Below are 18,733 nucleotides of genomic sequence, written 5' to 3' on the forward strand. Positions count from 1 at the left end.
TAGCAATTTAAGAAATACAACAAACTAACGTATTTTATTTCATTTAATCTGAGCATTTTATAGTCATGTTCAATAACATTCTCTTAATCTTATTTTGCTGCGGATTCAATTGTATTCAGTGTTTATTATTTATTAACTTTTAATTCGATGACTTCACGTAACTTACGTTGAACATCTTCGATTGGCAATTCACGTACAACTGGGTCCAAGAAACCATGAATAACGAGACGTTCAGCTTCTTGACGTGAAATACCACGGCTCATTAAATAATACAATTGTTCAGGATCGACACGACCAACTGATGCAGCGTGACCAGCCTCTACATCATCCTCATCGATAAGTAAGATAGGGTTCGCATCTCCTCGTGCTTTCTCAGATAACATCAGAACACGAGATTCTTGGTTCGCAATAGATTTCGTACCGCCATGTTTAATATAACCAATACCATTAAATACTGTTTGCGCACCTTCTAACATTACACCATGTTTTAAGATGTAACCATTTGTTTCTTTACCATATTGAACAATTTTAGAAGTTAAATTAATTTTTTGGCTACCAGTACCAACAACAACTGATTTGAGTTCACTTTCAGAACGGTCACCAATTAAATTCGTTGTATTATCAATGATTTGGCTACCTTCGTTCATTAAACCTAACGCCCAGTTGATAGTGGCATCTGCTTCAGTAACACCGCGACGAATAATATGCCCAGTGAAACCTTTATCTAAATAATCTACTGAACCGTATGTGATTTTCGAATTAGCTCCAGCACTCACTTCTGAAACAATGTTAAGTTGATTGCCTTCTCCACTGGCGATTGATAAGTAGTTCTCTACATACGTCACTTCAGCACTTTCCTCAGTTGCAATAATGACATGATTAAAGAAACTGGCATTTTCATCGTCATGCAATACTACATATTGAATTGGATGCTCAACTACTACATTTTTTGGAACATATACAAATACGCCACCATTTAACAATGCAGTATGTAGTGCAGTCAATCTATGTTCATCAACTGTAACAGTTTCATTCATAAAATATTTTTTCACTAAATCTGGATGGTTTATTAATGCATCTGCTAAGCCTTCAACGATAACTCCATCATTTTGAGCTGAATCAGAAACTTTTGTGAACGCTAAAGTATTATTATGTTGAATAACCAAATTTTCAGTGTTTTCAACATCAATTATCTCTCTAACTTCACTTGGCAATTCTTCTAATGACTCATATACGCTACCTGTTGTTTCATGTTGTTTAAATGAATCAAAGTCCCATCTCGTGATTTTTGTTTTATCTGGTTTTGGCATTTCTAAAGTTTCAGTTAATTTCAACGCTTCTTTACGTAATTCAGTTAACCAAGAAGGTTCATTATGGGCTTGTGAATATTCAACAAGTTGTGCTTCAGAAATGTTCAAAGTTTCAGTCGTCATACTTTTTTCCTCCCATTTGATGATTGTATGATTTAACTCATCGGTATAAATCAAAACCTAAATCTTCATCTATAATATTTTTTCATATGAATTAAGACTTATTCTGCAGCATTAAACTCTTCTTTAACCCATTCATAACCTTCTTCTTCAAGGCGTTTCGCTAATTCAGGTCCTCCTGAAGTAACAATTTTACCACCGTACATAACGTGTACATGGTCAGGTGTAATATAATTTAATAGTCGTTGATAGTGCGTAATGATTAATGAACCAAACGTTTCTCCGCGCATTTGATTGATGCCTTTTGAAACTACTTTTAATGCGTCAATATCAAGTCCTGAGTCTATTTCATCTAAAATAGCAAATTTAGGTTCTAACATCATTAATTGAAGAATTTCATTACGTTTTTTCTCCCCACCTGAAAATCCTTCATTTAAATAACGTTGTGCCATATCTTGATCAATATCTAAAAAGTCCATTTCCTTATCTAACTTTTTAATGAATTGCATTAAGTTAATTTCTTCGCCTTCTTCACGTTTAGCGTTTATCGCTGAACGCATAAAGTCTGCATTCGTTACACCAGTAATTTCTGATGGATATTGCATAGCAAGGAATAATCCCGCTTTAGCACGATCATCAACATCTAACTCTAAAATGTTAACGCCGTCTAATAATACTTCACCTTGTGTTACCTCGTAGCTAGGATGTCCCATGATTGCAGATGATAACGTCGATTTACCTGTACCATTAGGTCCCATTACTGCATGTACTTCTCCTGTATTAATTGTTAAATTAACACCTTTAAGAATTTCTTTATCTTCAATAGACACATGTAGGTCTTTAATTTCTAATGTTGATGGCATACATATTCCCTCCGTATTATATGATATGTTTTTCCTATCCAGTTTATAATAATTTTAATCTACAGTCAAAAGACTGAGCCCTTGTTACACCTTCTAATTATAACGCAGTTGTGTTGGAATATAAACCTTTTCAAGTGCTAAATTAAAATTGTTATCAAAATACAATGATTTTTGTTAGTGCAATAAAGAATTCTTTAACTGATAATATAAGATATGATGTTCTCAACTCATTTATCCCTATATTATTCATTATGAACAAAGCATATTCTATAATCATTTATTCATTTTAACTTTTGTTTTTAATATAGTTCTATGACAAATTGTGCTATCATTTTTAATATATTTTAGATAGAAAGGATTATGATATGTCAAAAATTAAGTGGTCAAATCTATGGAAAGGATTTGCAATGGGCACATCAGATTTAGTACCCGGTGTAAGCGGAGGAACTATCGCTTTACTTCTAGGTATTTATGATGATTTTATACGCTCTATTAGTGGAATATTTTCAAAGAAGTTTTGGGAAAGCTTAAAATTCCTGATTCCTATTGGGTTAGGGATGGTCATTGCCATAGGTTTATTAAGTAAAGTAATTAATTATCTTTTAAGTGAACATACCGTGCCAACGATGTTTTTATTTGTTGGTCTAATAGCAGGCATCATACCCTATTTATTAAACACAGCAAGAGTTAAACAAACATTTCAAACTTCTCATTATTTACTCGTTTTACTTGGTATTATAATCATTGTAGTGATTACCTTATTAAATGATGGTGATAAACATGCAGGAGAAACACTTGAATTATCAACTGGTCTTATTATTAAATATTTTATTGCAGGTGTTTGTGCTTCTAGTGCAATGTTACTGCCAGGTATTTCAGGGTCCTTTATGCTATTAGTATTTGGTGTATATGGTACTGTAATGTTTTCAATTTCAGAATTTATGTCTTTAAATTTTAACGCTGTACCTATCTTAATGATTGTAGGTATTGGAATTATTTGTGGTTTCTTATTTTCTAGTAAATTGATTCAGTACCTTTTAAACCATTACACATACTTAACATATGCCATTATCATTGGTTTTGTTGTAGGATCACTGTATGCAGTATTTCCTGGGTTACCAAGCGATGTTACTACATGGATTATTTCTATAATCACAATAATTTCAGGTTACTTTATTAGCTATAAACTAGGACATATTACGAGTGATGATTTTTAATACTTCTATGCAGAAATCATATTAATTTATCACTAGCTTACTAAGATTTTGACTTTGAAATCACGTAATAACATTTGATTTCTCCCCATATTAAAATATTAAAAGCCCGGAATGGTAATGATTCGTTGCAATAACTAGTTAAGTAGTTTAGTTACAAATCCATACCATATCCGGGCTATTTTACATTCATGCTTATACATCAACAGCGAAATGATATATGATGAACGCTTATATATATAATGACGCAACCTATATCATGATATAAGTTACGCACAATTTTAAGTTCTCCCTGTCACAGTTTGAATGATAATATAATATTGAATAACGCCTTCAATATTTTCGTGCTTTAAAGCAATTCACTCAAACATAATTTAATTTTAGTCTATAAAACTTTAATTTTCAAATATGCAATTTTTCTATATAAAATCACCTTGTAAACAAAACAAATGAATACCGCTTCAACTTAAAAGCCATTTTGTAGACCATTAAGTCCATAGAGTAATATTTCATAAGTTACTTGCATCAAATAGTTTTTGATAAGAAAATATGATCATCTTGAGTGAATAAATTTAGATCAATATAACTGTTTGGACGAATTTTCCGAGTTATACTGATAATTTCACACACTGTCCTTTTACTAAATTCAAACAAAAAGAACCCTTCAACTATTGAAGTTAAAGGGTTTGTTAATTGTGTTGCTATTATTTTGCTGGTACTACGGCTCCGTCATATTTTTTATTGATGTAATCTTTAATTTCTTTAGACTGTAATACATCCATCAACGCTTTAATTTTTTTGTCGTCTTTATGGCCTTCTTTTACACCAATCAAGTTAGCATATGGATTATCTTTTGCTTTTTCTAAAACAATTGAATCATTTTTAGGACTTAATTTTTGATCAATTGCGAAGTTTGAATTGATGATTACTGCGTCAGCATCTTCTTTTTGATAAATCTTAGGTAAGTATTCTGCCGATTGTTTATTATTAAATTTGATATCTTTTTTATTTTCTACGATGTCATCAAATTTAGCATCTTCAGTTTTAACACCTTTTTTAATTTTAATTAATCCAGCGTCAGAGAAGAATTTTAAGAAACGTCCTTCTTCTGCAGGGTTGTTTGAAACATAAACAGTAGCACCTTTTGGTAATTCTTTTAAACTTTTATATTTCTTTGAGTAAACAGCCATAGGTTCTAAATGTACATTTCCTGCTGACTCAATTTTATAGTTTTTGTCTTTCTTTTCAGTATTTAGATAAGGCGTATGTTGAAAGAAGTTTGCATCTAACTCACCTTTATCTAATAATTTGTTAGGTGTTGTATAATCGTTAATCGTTTTAATTTTTAAGTCATAACCTTTATCTTTTAGAATTGGTTTTGCCTTTTCTAATATTTCAGCATGTGGTGCCGGAGAAGCGCCAACTGTAATTGTCTTATCTTTACCTCCGCCGCCATTACCACAAGCAGCTAATACTAATGCTAAAGCGATGATTGAAGCTAAACTAAATAATTTTTTCATATAATTGTCCCCTTTAACTTAACGTTTATCTATTTTATTAGTAACTTGATCTCCAATAAATTGGATGATAAAAACAATAATTAAGATTAAAATTGTAGAAACGAATATGACATCGTTTTGGTTTCGTGTGAAGCCAGTTAGGTATGCTAAGTTACCTAGACCTCCAGCTCCAATCACACCAGCTACTGCAGTAGAGCCTACTAATGCTATTGCTGTTACAGTTATTCCAGATATTAATGCTGGCATAGCTTCAGGTAACAACACTTTCTTAACTACTGTCCATGTTGTAGCTCCCATTGACCAAGCCGCTTCTATAACACCCTTGTCTATTTCTTTAAAAGCAATTTCCACTAATCTAGCGTAGAATGGTGCTGCACTGATAATTAGTGCAGGTAAAGCACCTGTTGGACCACTAATTGTTCCAAGTACTAAACTCGTAAATGGTATAAGTAGTAAAATTAAAATAATGAATGGTATTGCTCTGAATAAATTCACAATAAACGATACGACACTGTAAAACACTCTAGCTACTGGTGATTGGCTTTTAGCAGATAAGAATAAAAGTACACCAAGTATCAAACCAAAAATAAAAGCAAATATTGTAGAAATCAATGTCATATAAATTGTTTCATATGTAGCTAACCAAACTTCATCCCAACTTACATTAGGCATTGTTAGCATTTCCTGTAGAATCTCGCCGAATGAACTACCCATGCTTTAACACCTCCACAGAAACATGTTGTGCTGCTAAATCATTTTTGAACTTTTCGAATTTTTCAGAATTCACATCTAATAAATGTAATACTAAAAATCCTAGAGCACCATCTTTAGTATGCTTAATATTTGCTTCAAGAATATTAACATCTATATTATGTGTCTTTGTTATGTATGATACCAATGGTTCAGTTGTATTATTTCCTGTAAAATTCAATCGTACGATATAAGCAGTTTCATCTAATTCGATTAATTCAGAAATAGACTCATCAAACTCATCGTTTAAGTCCTCTTTCACAAAGCGTTTTGTTACTTCATGCTGTGGATTTTCGAAAACATTTGACACTTGTCCTTGTTCAATGACGCGACCATTTTCCATCACTGCCACTTCATCACAAATACGTCTTATGACCTGCATTTCATGTGTGATAATAACTATTGTTAAATTTCTTTCTTCTTTAATTTTTAATAATAATTCTAGTATTTCATCCGTTGTTTGCGGGTCTAATGCACTTGTAGCTTCATCGCAAAGTAAAACATTAGGTTCATTTGCTAACGCACGGGCAATACCTACACGTTGTTTTTGTCCACCCGATAACTCTGATGGATAGGCGTTTTCTCTACCCTTTAGTCCTACCAATTCCACCAGTTCAATCGCTCTTTTTTTGGCTTCATTGCGTGATACACCAGCAATTTCTAATGGAAAAGTAATATTATTTAAAACATTACGTGACCACAATAGATTAAAATGTTGAAAAATCATGCTCACTTTTTGACGTTTTTTTCTCAATTCTGATTTTGATAATTTCCCAATCGTATCTCCATCAATGATGACATCTCCTGAAGTTGGTTGTTCAAGATTATTTAAAAGTCTTATCAAAGTACTTTTACCTGCACCCGAAAAACCAACCACACCAAAAATCGAGCCTGATTGAATACTTAAATCAACATGATCTACTGCTAACACATCGTGTTTTTTCGTCTTGTATCTCTTAACGATTTGATTTAATTCAATCATTGTCGTTTCCTCCTTGTATTGCTCATTCAATTAAAAAATGCTTTCTCTTTTCACTGAAGAATAGAGAAAGCAATGTCGCTTCTCTCATCTTCTAAAGTTTATCTACTTTATGTGAATTGGCACCATTTCTATTACAGACGGTTGCCGGGCTTCATAGGGCACATCCCTCCACCTCTCGTGATAAGAGTACATTATTTAATTATCCATAATCCTACCATTGTACTAAAGATTCGTCAATAATTATTTTAAATTTTCTAACAAATAAGGCACTGATTGAAATGCATAAATTCTTTTTTGTTCTTCACCTTTAGACATAAGCATAAGTATCGGTACCGATTGTATCTCATGTTGTTGACTAAAATCAGGATGAAAATTTAAATCTATTTTAGTAATTGGTAATTTTAAAATTTCATTCGCAATATCTAACATGCGTTCTGACACTTTACATGTACCACAAGTTGGCGTATAACCAAAAATTAGATATTTTTCTTTATCTACGTGTTCGAAAACATTAACACGCGTTTCATTCTTTACATTCATGTTAATAAACTGACCCTTTCAGCAATATAATCTAATTTGGCTTTTGCTACTTTTTCTTCATCTTTCACTATAAAACCATGTTTTGCTAACACTTTTGACAAATAGGCTTTAGGGCATCTCGCTACTTCACCATATTGTTTCTCTATGCGAATATGTTTACTTTCACTTAAATATTTTTTGAACCATTTACGTATCTTTTCACCTTCATCATCTGCATCCGCAAGCACATAAACTTGCTTGTCGTATAACGATTCTATCATCTCATCTAACTTATCAATTCCCATAGTACCGTTTGTACAAATGATTTCAATCGGTTGGTCAATCACCTGCTTCACCCGTTTCTTGTCTGTTTTACCTTCGACAATTATAACTTGGTTTAATATCGCCATGACAGTCACCTCTAAATGTGATAGTAAATTCAAATTTATATTTAGTTCTACACCATACATTATCAACATAAACATTTATTATAGTTTCTTATTAAAATCTTATAATTGAACCATCCATTTGTCACCATTGAACTTTTTAATGTTTTTGACACTTCAAAATCAATTAATATATTCAAGTGAAATTTAATCTTTTGTTATAGAAAAATAAAAACTCCATGATATATCGTATCGTGGAGTTTGATTTCATATTATTCACCGATCATTTCAGAATATTGGTCAGCTGACATTAACTCGTCTAATTGACTTTCATCGCTTAACTCAACTTTAACCATCCATGCTTTTTCGTATGGTGATTCATTAACGAATTCTGGACTATCTTCTAGTTCATCATTTGTTTCTACAACTTTTCCTGAAACAGGTGCATAAAGTTCTGAAACTGTTTTCACTGATTCAACACTGCCAAAAGATTCACCTTCATCAATATCGTCATCAGTTTCAGGCAATTCAACGAATACGATATCACCTAATTCACTTTGCGCATACTCAGTGATACCAATTGTTACTGTATTTCCTTCAATTTTTACCCATTCATGTTCTTTAGAATATTTTAATTCACTTGGTACTGCCACGAGAATCCCCTCCTAAATGTTTTTACATATTCATGATGCCATATGAAAGGCTTACAATCAACTATTTAATTGATTTTACAATACTTCTCATGTTTTACAATTCATCGCACAAAACTTTTCCGAAGTATATAACGGTTTTTTCAAAAGTTGTTAAAAATGAATTGTAAAAGCATGTGTGTTTACAACCAAGTTTCCTTGTATTGTTCCTCTTTAAAACCTACCGTTACTTTATCCCCTAATACTGCGAGTGGTCGTTTCACTAACATACCATTTGAGGATAATAAATCTAGTTTTTCTTCGTCAGAAAGGTCTTTCAATTTATCTTTAAGGCCTAGTTCACGATATTTTGCACCATGTGTATTAAATAGTTTATTGATATCTATACCTGTAGTATTTATGATTTCTTTAAACTCATTTTTAGTTGGTGTATGTTGCACAATATCGATGGGTTCAAAACTTACCCCGTATTCTTGTAAAAATTTAGCTGCTTTTTTACAAGTTGTACAATTAGGATATTGGTAAAATTTTATCATTTTTCAGAACCTCCTATGCTTAGTTAACACTAATATAACAAACTTATAACAAAAACGCTCTAATTATTAAGCTGATTTTTTTATTTACTGCAATTTGTCAGTTATAATGTCAATACTAATATCTTTTATAAAGGAGTCTAATTATGGAATCTATTAATACTAATGATCAATTTAAAAGCACAATACAAAGCGACGCACCAGTCATCGTTAAATTTGAAGCAGGATGGTGCCCAGATTGTAAAGCTATGGACATGTGGATTGACCCAATTGTAGAAAAATACAACAATTATAATTGGTATACTGTAAACCGCGATGAATTAGAAGATGCCGCGGCTGAAAATGACGTTATGGGTATTCCAAGTTTATTAGTTTTTAAAAATGGGGAGAAATTAGCACATTTACATTCAGCAAATGCAAAATCTCCTGAACAAGTTGAATCATTCTTAGCTGAAACATTTGAGTAATTTTTGCTTTAATTCTTTTATTTTAACTTTTAAACAATCAAAATTTTGAAATAGACATTATTAGGGAGTGGATCAGAAAACTTTTTATTAAAAGATTTCTGATCCACTCCCTTTTTTCAAAATTAGAACTTATCAATAATTTGATTGTGTTGGCGTTCTCTGTGTGGCATTCTTTCTAAATCTTCCAAATCTGTTAAATATAATAACCCTACTAAACGCTCATCATCTTTCACACCAAATATTTTACGTATTTCAGGATTAAATATATAAGCCGGAGACTTCCAACATGTACCAATACCTGCTTCAAAAAGTAATAACATGAGATTTTGCGCAAATGCACCAAATGCCATATTATTCTCTAAACTTTCTTTTTGTCTTGGATCTTCTTTAACGATTAAAGCAAGCATACCACCTAAATTAGTAGCAACTTTATAGTGATCTTCCTGTTTTTTTCTTAGATTAGGAAAAGCAATTTCAGTTAATTGCTTACTCATATCTCCCAATCTATCTTTTGCGATATGAACCACTCTCCAAGGTGCTCTCAAACCGTGATTCGGTGCATCTGTAGCACGCTGTATCGCTTCATATAAAGCATCGTCATCTATATTCATATCTCTTCTAAAGACCTTTATACTTCTTCGTTGAGCTATTGCATCTTGTAGTTCCATCTAATATCGCCCTTTCACTATTGATAACTATTTTCAATTATAAGACAGGACGATAAGATTTTCAAACTACTGATATAACTTTAATTGCGCGCTTAAAGTTTCAACTTGAATCTGTCCAGATGCTTTAGGATTATCTAAACAACCATATGATACTGCGCCTCCAAATAAACCTTGTGCAGTTCTCGAAATGGTGCCTAATTTCGACATTGCAATGCCAATGACTTGTTGCGGAACTGTATCTACTGTTGCTGATAATGCATATAATAAATTTAAAACATCTTCTTTACTTAAAGGCATGACCGCGACTTTTAAGTAATCTGGATTCATTTGATGCATTTTAAAATATAAATGTTTTAGCTGTGTGAGTGCTGGTGTTTTTTGAAAATCATGATAAGACAATATAACTTCAATATTATTTTTGTGTGCTTGGTCAATCAAGTTCAATATATATTGAGATTGTTGGTTAATTTCAAATTCTACATCAATCATATCTATGTGATCTATTTCAATTATGCTTTCAAGTAATCTAATGTACGAATCAAACGTCAAATCACCTTTACCCCCTTGTGATTGTGTCCGATACGTAACTAAAAGTTTTTTATTTAAATTTAATTCATATAATTTATCAATGACATTAGCTATATCATTTATCTCTGGTGTTGCCCAATGATCAACTCTCAATTCTATTATATCGATAGAAGTTTGATATTTTACTAATTCATGTAAAAAAGTTTGTGAAATTTTATTTTCTGGCTCTATCGTTACCGCAATTTTTACTTCAGACATTTTAAAAACTTCCTTTTCAATCAACATTAAAATTATTGTATAACAATCTTAAGAACTTACACAATCTTTAAAGCGTACATTTAAACAAATAACAAAAATCCATTCACCTTTTATATGATTTAAATTTAATTTTAAGGGTATTGTTGTTATATAAGTAATTTAGGAGGTAATATAATGGCAGTAAATTATGAAACAAAAGCAACGAATACAGGTGGTCGTAACGGTCACGTGCAAACAGATGATAAAGCAATTGATGTAGCAGTCATTCCTCCAGCACAAGCTGATGCTGAAAAAGGTACTAATCCTGAACAATTATTTGCAGCAGGTTATGCATCATGCTTTAATGGTGCATTTGATTTAATTCTTAAACAAAACAAAGTCAGAGGCGCTGAACCTGAAGTCACTTTAACTGTACGTTTAGAAGATGACCCAGATGCAGAAAGCCCTAAATTAAGTGTTTCAATAGATGCAAAAGTTAAAAATGTTTTATCACAAGAAGATGCTGAAAAATATCTACAAGATGCACACGAATTTTGCCCATATTCAAAAGCGACACGCGGTAATATTGACGTAGATTTAAATGTACAAGTAGTAGAATAGTAACAATAAAAGCCCCCAAAATTCGATTAGAATTTTGGGGGCTTTTATTTTTAAATTAGTACTGCTTATGCTTATGTCGTGATGTCTTTTGATCATTTCCTCTTTTTTTAATTGTCTTCATCTTTATAATTAATCCATATGTAAATCATTAATATGGCAAAAGAAATCAAGATAAGCAAAATTAGCGAAACTATAATAGTCATTAAAGATTCCACTTATCGTGCCTCCGCTCATAATATATCACTCACCATATTATACCATAACCATCCTATCCATTCGCGTCATTTAAAAATTAAATAAAATACAATTAAACACTTAATAATTTTATATTTTTTTGGCTTTCGAAATAAACATGATTCCATGTTTTTGAATAAAATTAAATATAGTGTTGCTCAATTTTACTTTTTCCCTTAAAATCAAATTTAATACGGCATTAAAATTAATTAAACTATTATATAAATGGTTTATAAAATTTAGGAGGCACTCAATGACAAATATACGTTACTTATCAATCGATGATATATCCAACTATAGAACATTATTAAAACGTGGCATTCATGAAGATCTTGACGTATTTGCATGGAAATTGCAAAATGATCGCTGCTTGGCCGAACTAAATTTACAAGATTTACTTTCTACCAATTCAAATAAATCAATTGTCATTGGAGCCTTTCAAGATAGCGTTTTGATAGGTGCTGTAACACTTATATTTAATCAGAGTTATAGCTTGGCACACAAAGCAGTTATTGAGAATATGTGTGTTATGGGCGAAAACCATGAATCTAGAGAATATCTTGCTAAACAATTAATGGAATATGTATTCCAAATCTGTCAAAAAAAACAAATTGAAATTCTAATGACTTCACTTATATCAAATAATATTAGTGGTAAAGTCTTTTTTAGCAATTTAAATTTTGAATTACTTGCAATAGAAAAATTTGCTCGGAAATATGAAGTGGGTTATGTTGACGAACACTGGTTGATTTATTATTTCAACGGAGAAGATATGGCATTATTCGAATAACATATGACATAGTTATTGAAACCACCTCATTCAATCAATATACGTTCCACTACCTATGATCATTTAGCATTTTTGTTAATAACCTTTTTAATAAATGTTATGACATATTTAAAAATGACTTGCAATTAAATTGTTAAGCAAATATTATTTTATTAAGCTATCATTTAAAACATTAGATTAATAAAAGTATTTCTTAGAGAGGACTGAACAATTTGAAATATGCAACGACATTATTATCACTGTTCTTGTCATTAATTACATTAACTACCCCATTATTAGCTGTTAATAAAATTTTAGAAGAAGATATGCAATTATTAGCTGGTCTATTATTCATTTTAGGTGTACTACTCATTAATTTATATGCATGTTTACGTGGGGATCGTATTGCTAATATATTTGCAATGTTGGTATCGTTATTTTCATTAGCATTATTAAGTTATCCATTTTGGAAATCGTATGTAATAAACTTTTTCATTTAATTTTATGAATACATATTTTTTATAATATTTAATTATCAAAACACTTCATAACTATACATATTAGTTATGAAGTGTTTTTTCTATATACATTTTTTAAAAAAGAAAAAAATTTTATTTTAAAAATTTTCTGAAAAGTATATAATGATTAAAACAAAGGGGGAAAATTGAATATATGAACTTAGCAATTCTCGGTTTTATTATGATTATCATCTTTATGGTATTAATTATGACTCGTAAAATGTCAGCTTTGACTGCATTAATTGTTATACCAACCATTTTTGCTTTAATCGGTGGTTTCTACTCAGGTTTAGGTAAGTTTATGCTAGATGGCATAGAAACTGTTGCACCAACTGGAATTATGCTGACTTTTGCCATACTTTATTTTGGCGTTATGATAGATGCAGGATTATTTGAACCAGTCATTAATCAAATTATAAAAGTCGTTAAAGGGGATCCAGTAAAAATAGCAATAGGGACCGTAATATTAGCATCAATGGTAGCACTTGATGGTGATGGTACCACTACTTTTATCATAACTGTAACTGCAATGATGCCGCTTTATAAAAAAATTGGTATGAGTCTGTATACTTTATCTACATTAGCACTTTTATCTATCGGGGTTATGAACATGTTACCTTGGGGCGGACCCACTGCACGTGCGATTTCATCTTTGCAAGTAACTACTGAGGAAGTCTTTGTACCAATCATTCCTGCAATGATTGCTGGTATATTATTTGCTTTTGGAGTTGCTTACATACTTGGAAAACGTTCAAAAAGATATCTCACATCAAATACAAATATTGATTTAAACGATATAAAACCTACTGATACAAAAGAAGAATCTTTATTAAAAAGACCTAAAATGCTTATTCCAAATGCGATACTTACAATTTCATTAATCATCTGTCTGGTTATCGGCTTAATGCCAATACCAGTTATGTTTATGCTATGGTTTGGCTTTGCAATTTTACTAAACTATCCTAATTTAAGTATCCAAAATTCTGTTGTGAAAAAACATGCTGGCGACGTACTTTCTGTAATTAGTCTTGTTTTCGCTTCAGGTATATTTACAGGCGTAATGAATGGGACAAAAATGGTTAACGAAATGGCTAATACCTTAGTACAAATTATACCAGATGCTATGGGTAACCACTTTGCACTAATCACTGCAATTCTGAGCGGACCATTTACATACTTTATGGCAAATGATCCTTTCTATTATGGTGTATTACCTATTTTAGCTGAATCTGCACAACAATTTGGCATTTCTAAAGTTGATATGGCCAGAGCTTCAGTTCTTGGTCAACCCTTACATGTATTAAGTCCATTGTATGCTGCTGGTTATTTACTTGTAGGTATGCTAGATATAGAATACGGTCAAAATCAGCGTATTGTAATAAAATGGGCAGTTGGCTCTAGTCTATTCATGATTTTAATTGCTTGTATTTTAGGAATTATACCGTGGTAAAATGTAATTCACAACTTGCAACTAGAATATATGTAAAGTAAACAAAATCGTTAGCTTTTGAATATAAAAAGCACTCATCCAATTTTTTAGTTTGGATGAGTGCTTTATTTGTATACGAGATGAATAATTTGCCTCACCAAGTTAATTAGTCGATGATACGTTTTTCGTACTGTGCTTATATTTATATATTAACGATGATAAATATAAGCTTTAAAACACTGCATAATAACAAATTTCAATCATTTATTATTTTTTCATCAATAAGTAGACAAATAACATAAAATTGTCGTTTTATTTTATAGGTACTTGGGTAAAACTTAACGTCGGATTAACAATGTTAAGGAGTGTTTTTATGGATCAGATTCATGAGTGCAAATATATTAATCCTTCAAAAATTTCTCTCGATTGGGAATGTTTTGTTCTAAGTAAAAGTGACATGGAATTGGATGGTTTACCTACAGAACTTATTAATACATGGATGGCTCAAAATATTATTGAACCTTTTTCAATAAGAAATAATGAAATTAACTTTAGAACGGAAGACATTAAACATGCTTTAAAAATAAGAAATTGGTATTACGAACACTGAATCTTTATTTTAATTGACACTTAAATTATTCAGATATAAACTTAATGCCCTTTTTGCAGATGTCATTACTTCATTGTAATTATAATTCGTTTTAAAGTATGCATATAATTCCTGATAACCAGTTGCATGTTTAGGGAAATTGTTATCTTTATTTATAAAATAGGCAAGTTGACCAAGTGGCGTGTCGTCATTAACAAAGTCAATAATAAAATCATAAAATGTCATAAGCATTACCTCGATTACTTAAATTTTAATCGTTACATGTCTTACTATTTAAAGCATTTTCATAATCATAACAAATAATATTTATTTGTCTATCACTGTTCATTTTTAAAATTAAAAATGATGAGTTTAATTGTTGTTACCATAGTATTTAACTAAAATTGTAAATATTGTAAAGTTTATGGGTTTCATTACTAAAGCAATAAAAATTTTATATCTTTTCACTTAAATTTTATTGTAGTCATTATTCTTTTACAATATAAAAACAACCTAGGCGAAATTGTTTCGCTTAGGCTGTTTTTTATACAATAATTTTAAACTAAAACATTACCATTTTGATCTGCAGGTTTGAATACCGTAATAATTGCACCAATGATAGCTAAAATTTGCGGGATACCTGTCCAACAAAATACAAGGAACAAGAGACCCATTCCGGTTTTTCTAGCATAAAACTTATGAATTCCAAAACTTCCTAAAAACACTGCTAAAACAATATAAATCACTTTATTGACTTCATTCATTATTTTCTATCTCCTTACTTATTCGATTCACTACTATTATACAATGTTATACTAAATAAAATCTAAAATTTTAATGCCATACGCTTATTCTTTTCTAATGCGCAGACACTTTTCAAACTAAACGCATTAGAATATCTTATACTATGGCATCTTATGAATAAATGATAAAATAAGACTCAAACTAGCTTACTAATCTAAAAACAATTAATTTTTAAGTTATTGAATAAAATCATCAAATTGTACAATTAAGATGAAATGCAAAGGAGGGACAAGACTTTGAGTTTACATTTCATGATTATATTTTGGCTTTCACTCATATTTTTAGTTTGTGGAATTATTTCCTTAATAATCTATAAGTTAAAAGGTACACAACAAACAAAAGAATCTTTACTCGGACTGACTGTTATTTTAATTATTTTTGGTGTTGTAGGTATACTCTTCACTATCATTTTCGGTTAGTTCATTTTAAAACTTTCAATATACGTGTAAAGTGTAGCGATCAAACATGCTTAACTTAAACCAAACGATATTATAAACTTCTTGAGGTACCACTTAAAACAAATTAAATAAGTGGTGCTTTAGTATAAGCTTTCGCTCATATAATATTTAAAGTTCATTTTTCTTCCTAAAACCTTAACTCATTTAAAAAACGAATCAAGTATGCTTATACCTATGTTTAAGTATCGAACGTATCGATTCAGTTTGTAATAAAATGAAAAACCATTAAGAGAATAATAATTAATATAAAGAAATATATAAAACGTTTAATCGCTCTGATTTTTTCATGGCGTATTTCTTCCTTAGAGTGATTGACATTTTCATGCAACCTCGTATTTATAAATAAAAATGGCATCGTTGCTAAAAAAGCAAAAATTAATGCTAATATAATAGATAATAAAACAATCATGCTATCACCTCATATCAATATATTTATTGAACTTATTCCCTTTCGAGTTCAATTAATTCAAAATTTAAGATTCTACTGTAGAAAAATCTTAAAAAAGCACAATCATAAGGAGAGAAAAATATGAAGTTAACTTATTTACCTAAATGGCAAATAATAAATCAAAGTCAAAAAAATTTTATGATTCAAGAAGATACAACATCTATTTCTCTTGTGAGTCCAATTAATGAATACGCGATGGGCATTTTAAGCCAAATTTATTTTACGATTGAGCAAGGCAATGTTGTTAATACTACGATTGAAAATAATAGTGATGAATTGAAAGTAACTGTCGATGAAGAAAATTTAACACTTTATATCTTCGACCTTTAAACAAACCAAACATGAAAGAAGCTCACTTCACCGTATTTTTATTCAATTAGTCGATGATTAGTGTATGATATATACAAATATAATTACTTTGAAACAAACATATAAATTCATACAGGTAGGTGAAAAGATGAAACTATTAAAAAATCTGTTATTACTTATATCTGGCGTTTTAGTGATTCGTGCATTGCTTTTAAGTATTGATAACACAAACGATGATAAAATCGAAAATAAAGTGAGCGTTCAAGATAAAAACAAAAAATAAAATCTAAACTAACTGTTCATATAAGAAGTGGGACTAGAAATCAAATGTCATACATGATTTCTCTCCACTTTTTTTGTTTCAACTATTCTGTATCACTGACTGTGTATGTACCAAATCCAAGAACAAAAATTAATATACGAGAGGTTATTATGCAATACATAAAATCTAAAATTGAAAAATACCAAATTTATATTTATTTTATTGCACTTTTTAGTGGAATAATCGTTGGCTTAATATCCAATGCTTTTGCTAATATATTAGAAACTATTATTTCTGCTAGCTTGTGTATCCTTATGTTTAGTATGTTTTCACAAATTCCATTTTTTAACATCAAACACAACTTACTTAATATAAAATCTATTTTGGCATTATTAACATCAAATTTTATAGCTATACCATTATTTGTTTTTGGTTTAATTCAATTGTTTGATGTTTCAAATGTTCCTATCATCATAGGGTTGTACCTTGTTTTACTAACGCCTTGTATTGACTACGTAATCGTTTTTAATGCTTTAGGAAAAGGAAATGAACAACTCATGTTGTTTGCTACACCACTGCTGTTTATAGGCCAAATTTTATTATTACCTTTATATTTTACGTTGTTTCTAAACATTGATATTTTTTCACAAATAGATATTTTGCCATTCTTAAAGTCATTTTTAATGTTCATAATTTTCCCTTTATTATCAGCACTTTTATTACAATATACCAGTGAAAAATCTGAGAGCATAAATCAAATATTAAAGTTAACATCTTGGCTTCCCGAAATTTTCATGGCACTGGTTTTATTTTCAATTGTAGGTTCACAAATAAATAAAATTGTTTATAACTTAAATATTGTCTTTTCAGTAATACCTATTTATATTTGCTTTTTAATCGTATCCCCTTTTATAGGTACTTTATGTGGAAAATTATTTAAAGTAACACAAGAAACTAAAAGAACGATAGCTTTTAGTTCAAGTACAAGAAATGCACTTGTTGTCTTACCTTTAGCTTTAGGTTTACCAAACCATTGGGTAACCATTACAACTACTGTCATTATTACGCAAACATTATGTGAATTATTAGGCGAACTTATCTACATCAAAATGATACCTAAATACATTAAATAATTATATTACTATTTATCAGAGGCTAATTATTATTCATTTACTCTTAAATATATTAAACTAATATATAATTAACATTTTACACCACTATCATTAAATAGTTCATGAACTCTGTCTCATTTTAGCCAAACGCTAATTTTTTAATTTGAAAACGGGGTGATTAAGATGCAAATTTTAAGAAGCGTATCTGAAAATAACCGTACAACTTTCCACATTAAAACGGATTTAGGCTTAATTATTAAAGTTACTGTTGATAATGAATTAACTTCTAAAGATAACAAACTTTTACTAATAAAAATAGCTAACGACATGGATCAAAAACTCCAAGGCAATGTTGAATCTTTTAAAGCTTAGTGATTTTTGAATAAATGTATGCATACAAAAAGGAGTGAAAATAGGAAACCATCAGTAAAAT

At 30.3% G+C, this 18,733-nt stretch carries 25 protein-coding genes and 1 riboswitch; of the genes, 12 read left to right on the plus strand and 13 right to left on the minus strand.

Annotation, left to right across the window (positions count from 1 at the left end):
• Nucleotides 1–125 precede the first annotated feature (125 nt).
• Together sufD and sufC are read right to left on the minus strand one after the other, a co-directional pair.
• The gene (sufD, locus tag AB1J10_RS04030; RefSeq protein WP_046207500.1) at nt 126–1,433 is read right to left on the minus strand and encodes a Fe-S cluster assembly protein SufD; all 1,308 of its coding nucleotides are present in this window, start codon (nt 1,431–1,433) and stop codon (nt 126–128) included.
• Between the two features lie 98 nt (nt 1,434–1,531).
• Nucleotides 1,532–2,293, minus strand: coding sequence for a Fe-S cluster assembly ATPase SufC (sufC, locus tag AB1J10_RS04035; RefSeq protein ID WP_046207499.1), 762 nt, complete (start codon nt 2,291–2,293; stop codon nt 1,532–1,534).
• 365 nt (nt 2,294–2,658) lie between these two features.
• On the opposite strand from sufC, the gene AB1J10_RS04040 reads away from it, so the two are divergent.
• Entirely contained in the window at nt 2,659–3,510 is an 852-nt protein-coding gene (locus AB1J10_RS04040; RefSeq protein WP_070039165.1) for a DUF368 domain-containing protein, read from the plus strand.
• Between the two features lie 701 nt (nt 3,511–4,211).
• On the opposite strand, the gene AB1J10_RS04045 is transcribed toward AB1J10_RS04040, so the two are convergent.
• The 7 genes from AB1J10_RS04045 to AB1J10_RS04075 all read right to left on the minus strand — a co-directional run bounded on the left by AB1J10_RS04045 (nt 4,212) and on the right by AB1J10_RS04075 (nt 8,850).
• Nucleotides 4,212–5,027 carry a MetQ/NlpA family ABC transporter substrate-binding protein gene (locus AB1J10_RS04045; RefSeq protein ID WP_046207497.1) on the minus strand — a complete coding sequence of 272 codons (816 nt, stop codon included), beginning with the start codon at nt 5,025–5,027 and terminating at the stop codon, nt 4,212–4,214.
• An 18-nt stretch (nt 5,028–5,045) separates the two neighbouring features.
• Nucleotides 5,046–5,741, minus strand: coding sequence for a methionine ABC transporter permease (locus tag AB1J10_RS04050; protein ID WP_046207496.1), 696 nt, complete (start codon nt 5,739–5,741; stop codon nt 5,046–5,048).
• Complete coding sequence (locus tag AB1J10_RS04055) at nt 5,734–6,759, minus strand: methionine ABC transporter ATP-binding protein (protein WP_046207495.1); 1,026 nt, start codon at nt 6,757–6,759, stop codon at nt 5,734–5,736. Before AB1J10_RS04055 ends, AB1J10_RS04050 begins: the two co-directional genes overlap by 8 nt.
• 81 nt (nt 6,760–6,840) lie before the next feature.
• Nucleotides 6,841–6,946, minus strand: a riboswitch (SAM riboswitch).
• 53 nt (nt 6,947–6,999) lie between these two features.
• Nucleotides 7,000–7,299, minus strand: a complete 300-nt coding sequence (locus AB1J10_RS04060) for a thioredoxin family protein (RefSeq protein WP_046207494.1) — start codon at nt 7,297–7,299, stop codon at nt 7,000–7,002.
• Complete coding sequence (locus AB1J10_RS04065; protein ID WP_046207493.1) at nt 7,296–7,688, minus strand: toprim domain-containing protein; 393 nt, start codon at nt 7,686–7,688, stop codon at nt 7,296–7,298. The genes AB1J10_RS04060 and AB1J10_RS04065 overlap by 4 nt, the downstream gene beginning before the upstream one ends.
• 248 nt (nt 7,689–7,936) lie before the next feature.
• On the minus strand, nt 7,937–8,317 hold the full coding sequence (gcvH, locus tag AB1J10_RS04070) for a glycine cleavage system protein GcvH (protein WP_046207492.1): 381 nt from the start codon (nt 8,315–8,317) through the stop codon (nt 7,937–7,939).
• Between the two features lie 179 nt (nt 8,318–8,496).
• The gene (locus tag AB1J10_RS04075) at nt 8,497–8,850 is read right to left on the minus strand and encodes an arsenate reductase family protein (protein ID WP_046207491.1); all 354 of its coding nucleotides are present in this window, start codon (nt 8,848–8,850) and stop codon (nt 8,497–8,499) included.
• 143 nt (nt 8,851–8,993) lie between these two features.
• Here AB1J10_RS04075 and AB1J10_RS04080 point away from each other — a divergent pair, with 143 nt between their 5' ends.
• Nucleotides 8,994–9,314, plus strand: coding sequence for a thioredoxin family protein (locus tag AB1J10_RS04080; RefSeq protein WP_046207490.1), 321 nt, complete (start codon nt 8,994–8,996; stop codon nt 9,312–9,314).
• A gap of 122 nt (nt 9,315–9,436) precedes the next feature.
• Here the strand turns inward: AB1J10_RS04080 and AB1J10_RS04085 are convergent, their stop codons facing one another.
• Nucleotides 9,437–9,982: a nitroreductase family protein gene (locus AB1J10_RS04085; protein ID WP_046207489.1), complete on the minus strand. Its 546-nt coding sequence runs from the start codon at nt 9,980–9,982 to the stop codon at nt 9,437–9,439.
• Nucleotides 9,983–10,048: 66 nt separating this feature from the next.
• Nucleotides 10,049–10,768 (minus strand): type I 3-dehydroquinate dehydratase, encoded by a 720-nt coding sequence (gene aroD, locus AB1J10_RS04090; RefSeq protein ID WP_369003014.1) that lies wholly within the window; start codon nt 10,766–10,768, stop codon nt 10,049–10,051.
• A gap of 174 nt (nt 10,769–10,942) precedes the next feature.
• On the opposite strand from aroD, the gene AB1J10_RS04095 reads away from it, so the two are divergent.
• From AB1J10_RS04095 to AB1J10_RS04115, 5 genes are all read left to right on the plus strand, one after another.
• Complete coding sequence (locus tag AB1J10_RS04095; protein WP_046207487.1) at nt 10,943–11,368, plus strand: organic hydroperoxide resistance protein; 426 nt, start codon at nt 10,943–10,945, stop codon at nt 11,366–11,368.
• A 487-nt stretch (nt 11,369–11,855) separates the two neighbouring features.
• On the plus strand, nt 11,856–12,392 hold the full coding sequence (locus AB1J10_RS04100; RefSeq protein ID WP_070039160.1) for a GNAT family N-acetyltransferase: 537 nt from the start codon (nt 11,856–11,858) through the stop codon (nt 12,390–12,392).
• A 212-nt stretch (nt 12,393–12,604) separates the two neighbouring features.
• Nucleotides 12,605–12,871, plus strand: a complete 267-nt coding sequence (locus tag AB1J10_RS04105) for a hypothetical protein (RefSeq protein ID WP_064209472.1) — start codon at nt 12,605–12,607, stop codon at nt 12,869–12,871.
• Between the two features lie 172 nt (nt 12,872–13,043).
• Nucleotides 13,044–14,339 (plus strand): CitMHS family transporter, encoded by a 1,296-nt coding sequence (locus tag AB1J10_RS04110; RefSeq protein ID WP_070039157.1) that lies wholly within the window; start codon nt 13,044–13,046, stop codon nt 14,337–14,339.
• Between the two features lie 352 nt (nt 14,340–14,691).
• Entirely contained in the window at nt 14,692–14,928 is a 237-nt protein-coding gene (locus AB1J10_RS04115; protein ID WP_046207483.1) for a hypothetical protein, read from the plus strand.
• 9 nt (nt 14,929–14,937) lie between these two features.
• Here the strand turns inward: AB1J10_RS04115 and AB1J10_RS04120 are convergent, their stop codons facing one another.
• Together AB1J10_RS04120 and AB1J10_RS04125 are read right to left on the minus strand one after the other, a co-directional pair.
• The gene (locus AB1J10_RS04120; RefSeq protein WP_046207482.1) at nt 14,938–15,153 is read right to left on the minus strand and encodes a sterile alpha motif-like domain-containing protein; all 216 of its coding nucleotides are present in this window, start codon (nt 15,151–15,153) and stop codon (nt 14,938–14,940) included.
• Between the two features lie 311 nt (nt 15,154–15,464).
• A complete protein-coding gene (locus tag AB1J10_RS04125) occupies nt 15,465–15,671 on the minus strand; it encodes a TM2 domain-containing protein (RefSeq protein WP_019467917.1) in 207 nt (68 codons plus the stop codon).
• Between the two features lie 276 nt (nt 15,672–15,947).
• Here AB1J10_RS04125 and tsaT point away from each other — a divergent pair, with 276 nt between their 5' ends.
• From tsaT to AB1J10_RS04150, 5 genes are all read left to right on the plus strand, one after another.
• On the plus strand, nt 15,948–16,130 hold the full coding sequence (gene tsaT, locus AB1J10_RS04130; RefSeq protein ID WP_064209474.1) for a type II toxin-antitoxin system toxin TsaT: 183 nt from the start codon (nt 15,948–15,950) through the stop codon (nt 16,128–16,130).
• 568 nt (nt 16,131–16,698) lie between these two features.
• Nucleotides 16,699–16,947: a hypothetical protein gene (locus AB1J10_RS04135; RefSeq protein ID WP_046207479.1), complete on the plus strand. Its 249-nt coding sequence runs from the start codon at nt 16,699–16,701 to the stop codon at nt 16,945–16,947.
• Between the two features lie 127 nt (nt 16,948–17,074).
• Nucleotides 17,075–17,209: a hypothetical protein gene (locus tag AB1J10_RS04140; protein WP_256277551.1), complete on the plus strand. Its 135-nt coding sequence runs from the start codon at nt 17,075–17,077 to the stop codon at nt 17,207–17,209.
• A 149-nt stretch (nt 17,210–17,358) separates the two neighbouring features.
• Nucleotides 17,359–18,321, plus strand: a complete 963-nt coding sequence (locus tag AB1J10_RS04145; protein ID WP_070039154.1) for an arsenic resistance protein — start codon at nt 17,359–17,361, stop codon at nt 18,319–18,321.
• A gap of 162 nt (nt 18,322–18,483) precedes the next feature.
• Nucleotides 18,484–18,672, plus strand: a complete 189-nt coding sequence (locus AB1J10_RS04150) for a hypothetical protein (protein ID WP_046207477.1) — start codon at nt 18,484–18,486, stop codon at nt 18,670–18,672.
• Nucleotides 18,673–18,733: the final 61 nt, after the last annotated feature.

The sequence above is a fragment of the Staphylococcus cohnii species complex 1663 genome (assembly GCF_041008415.1).
In the GTDB taxonomy this organism is placed as follows: domain Bacteria; phylum Bacillota; class Bacilli; order Staphylococcales; family Staphylococcaceae; genus Staphylococcus; species Staphylococcus ureilyticus.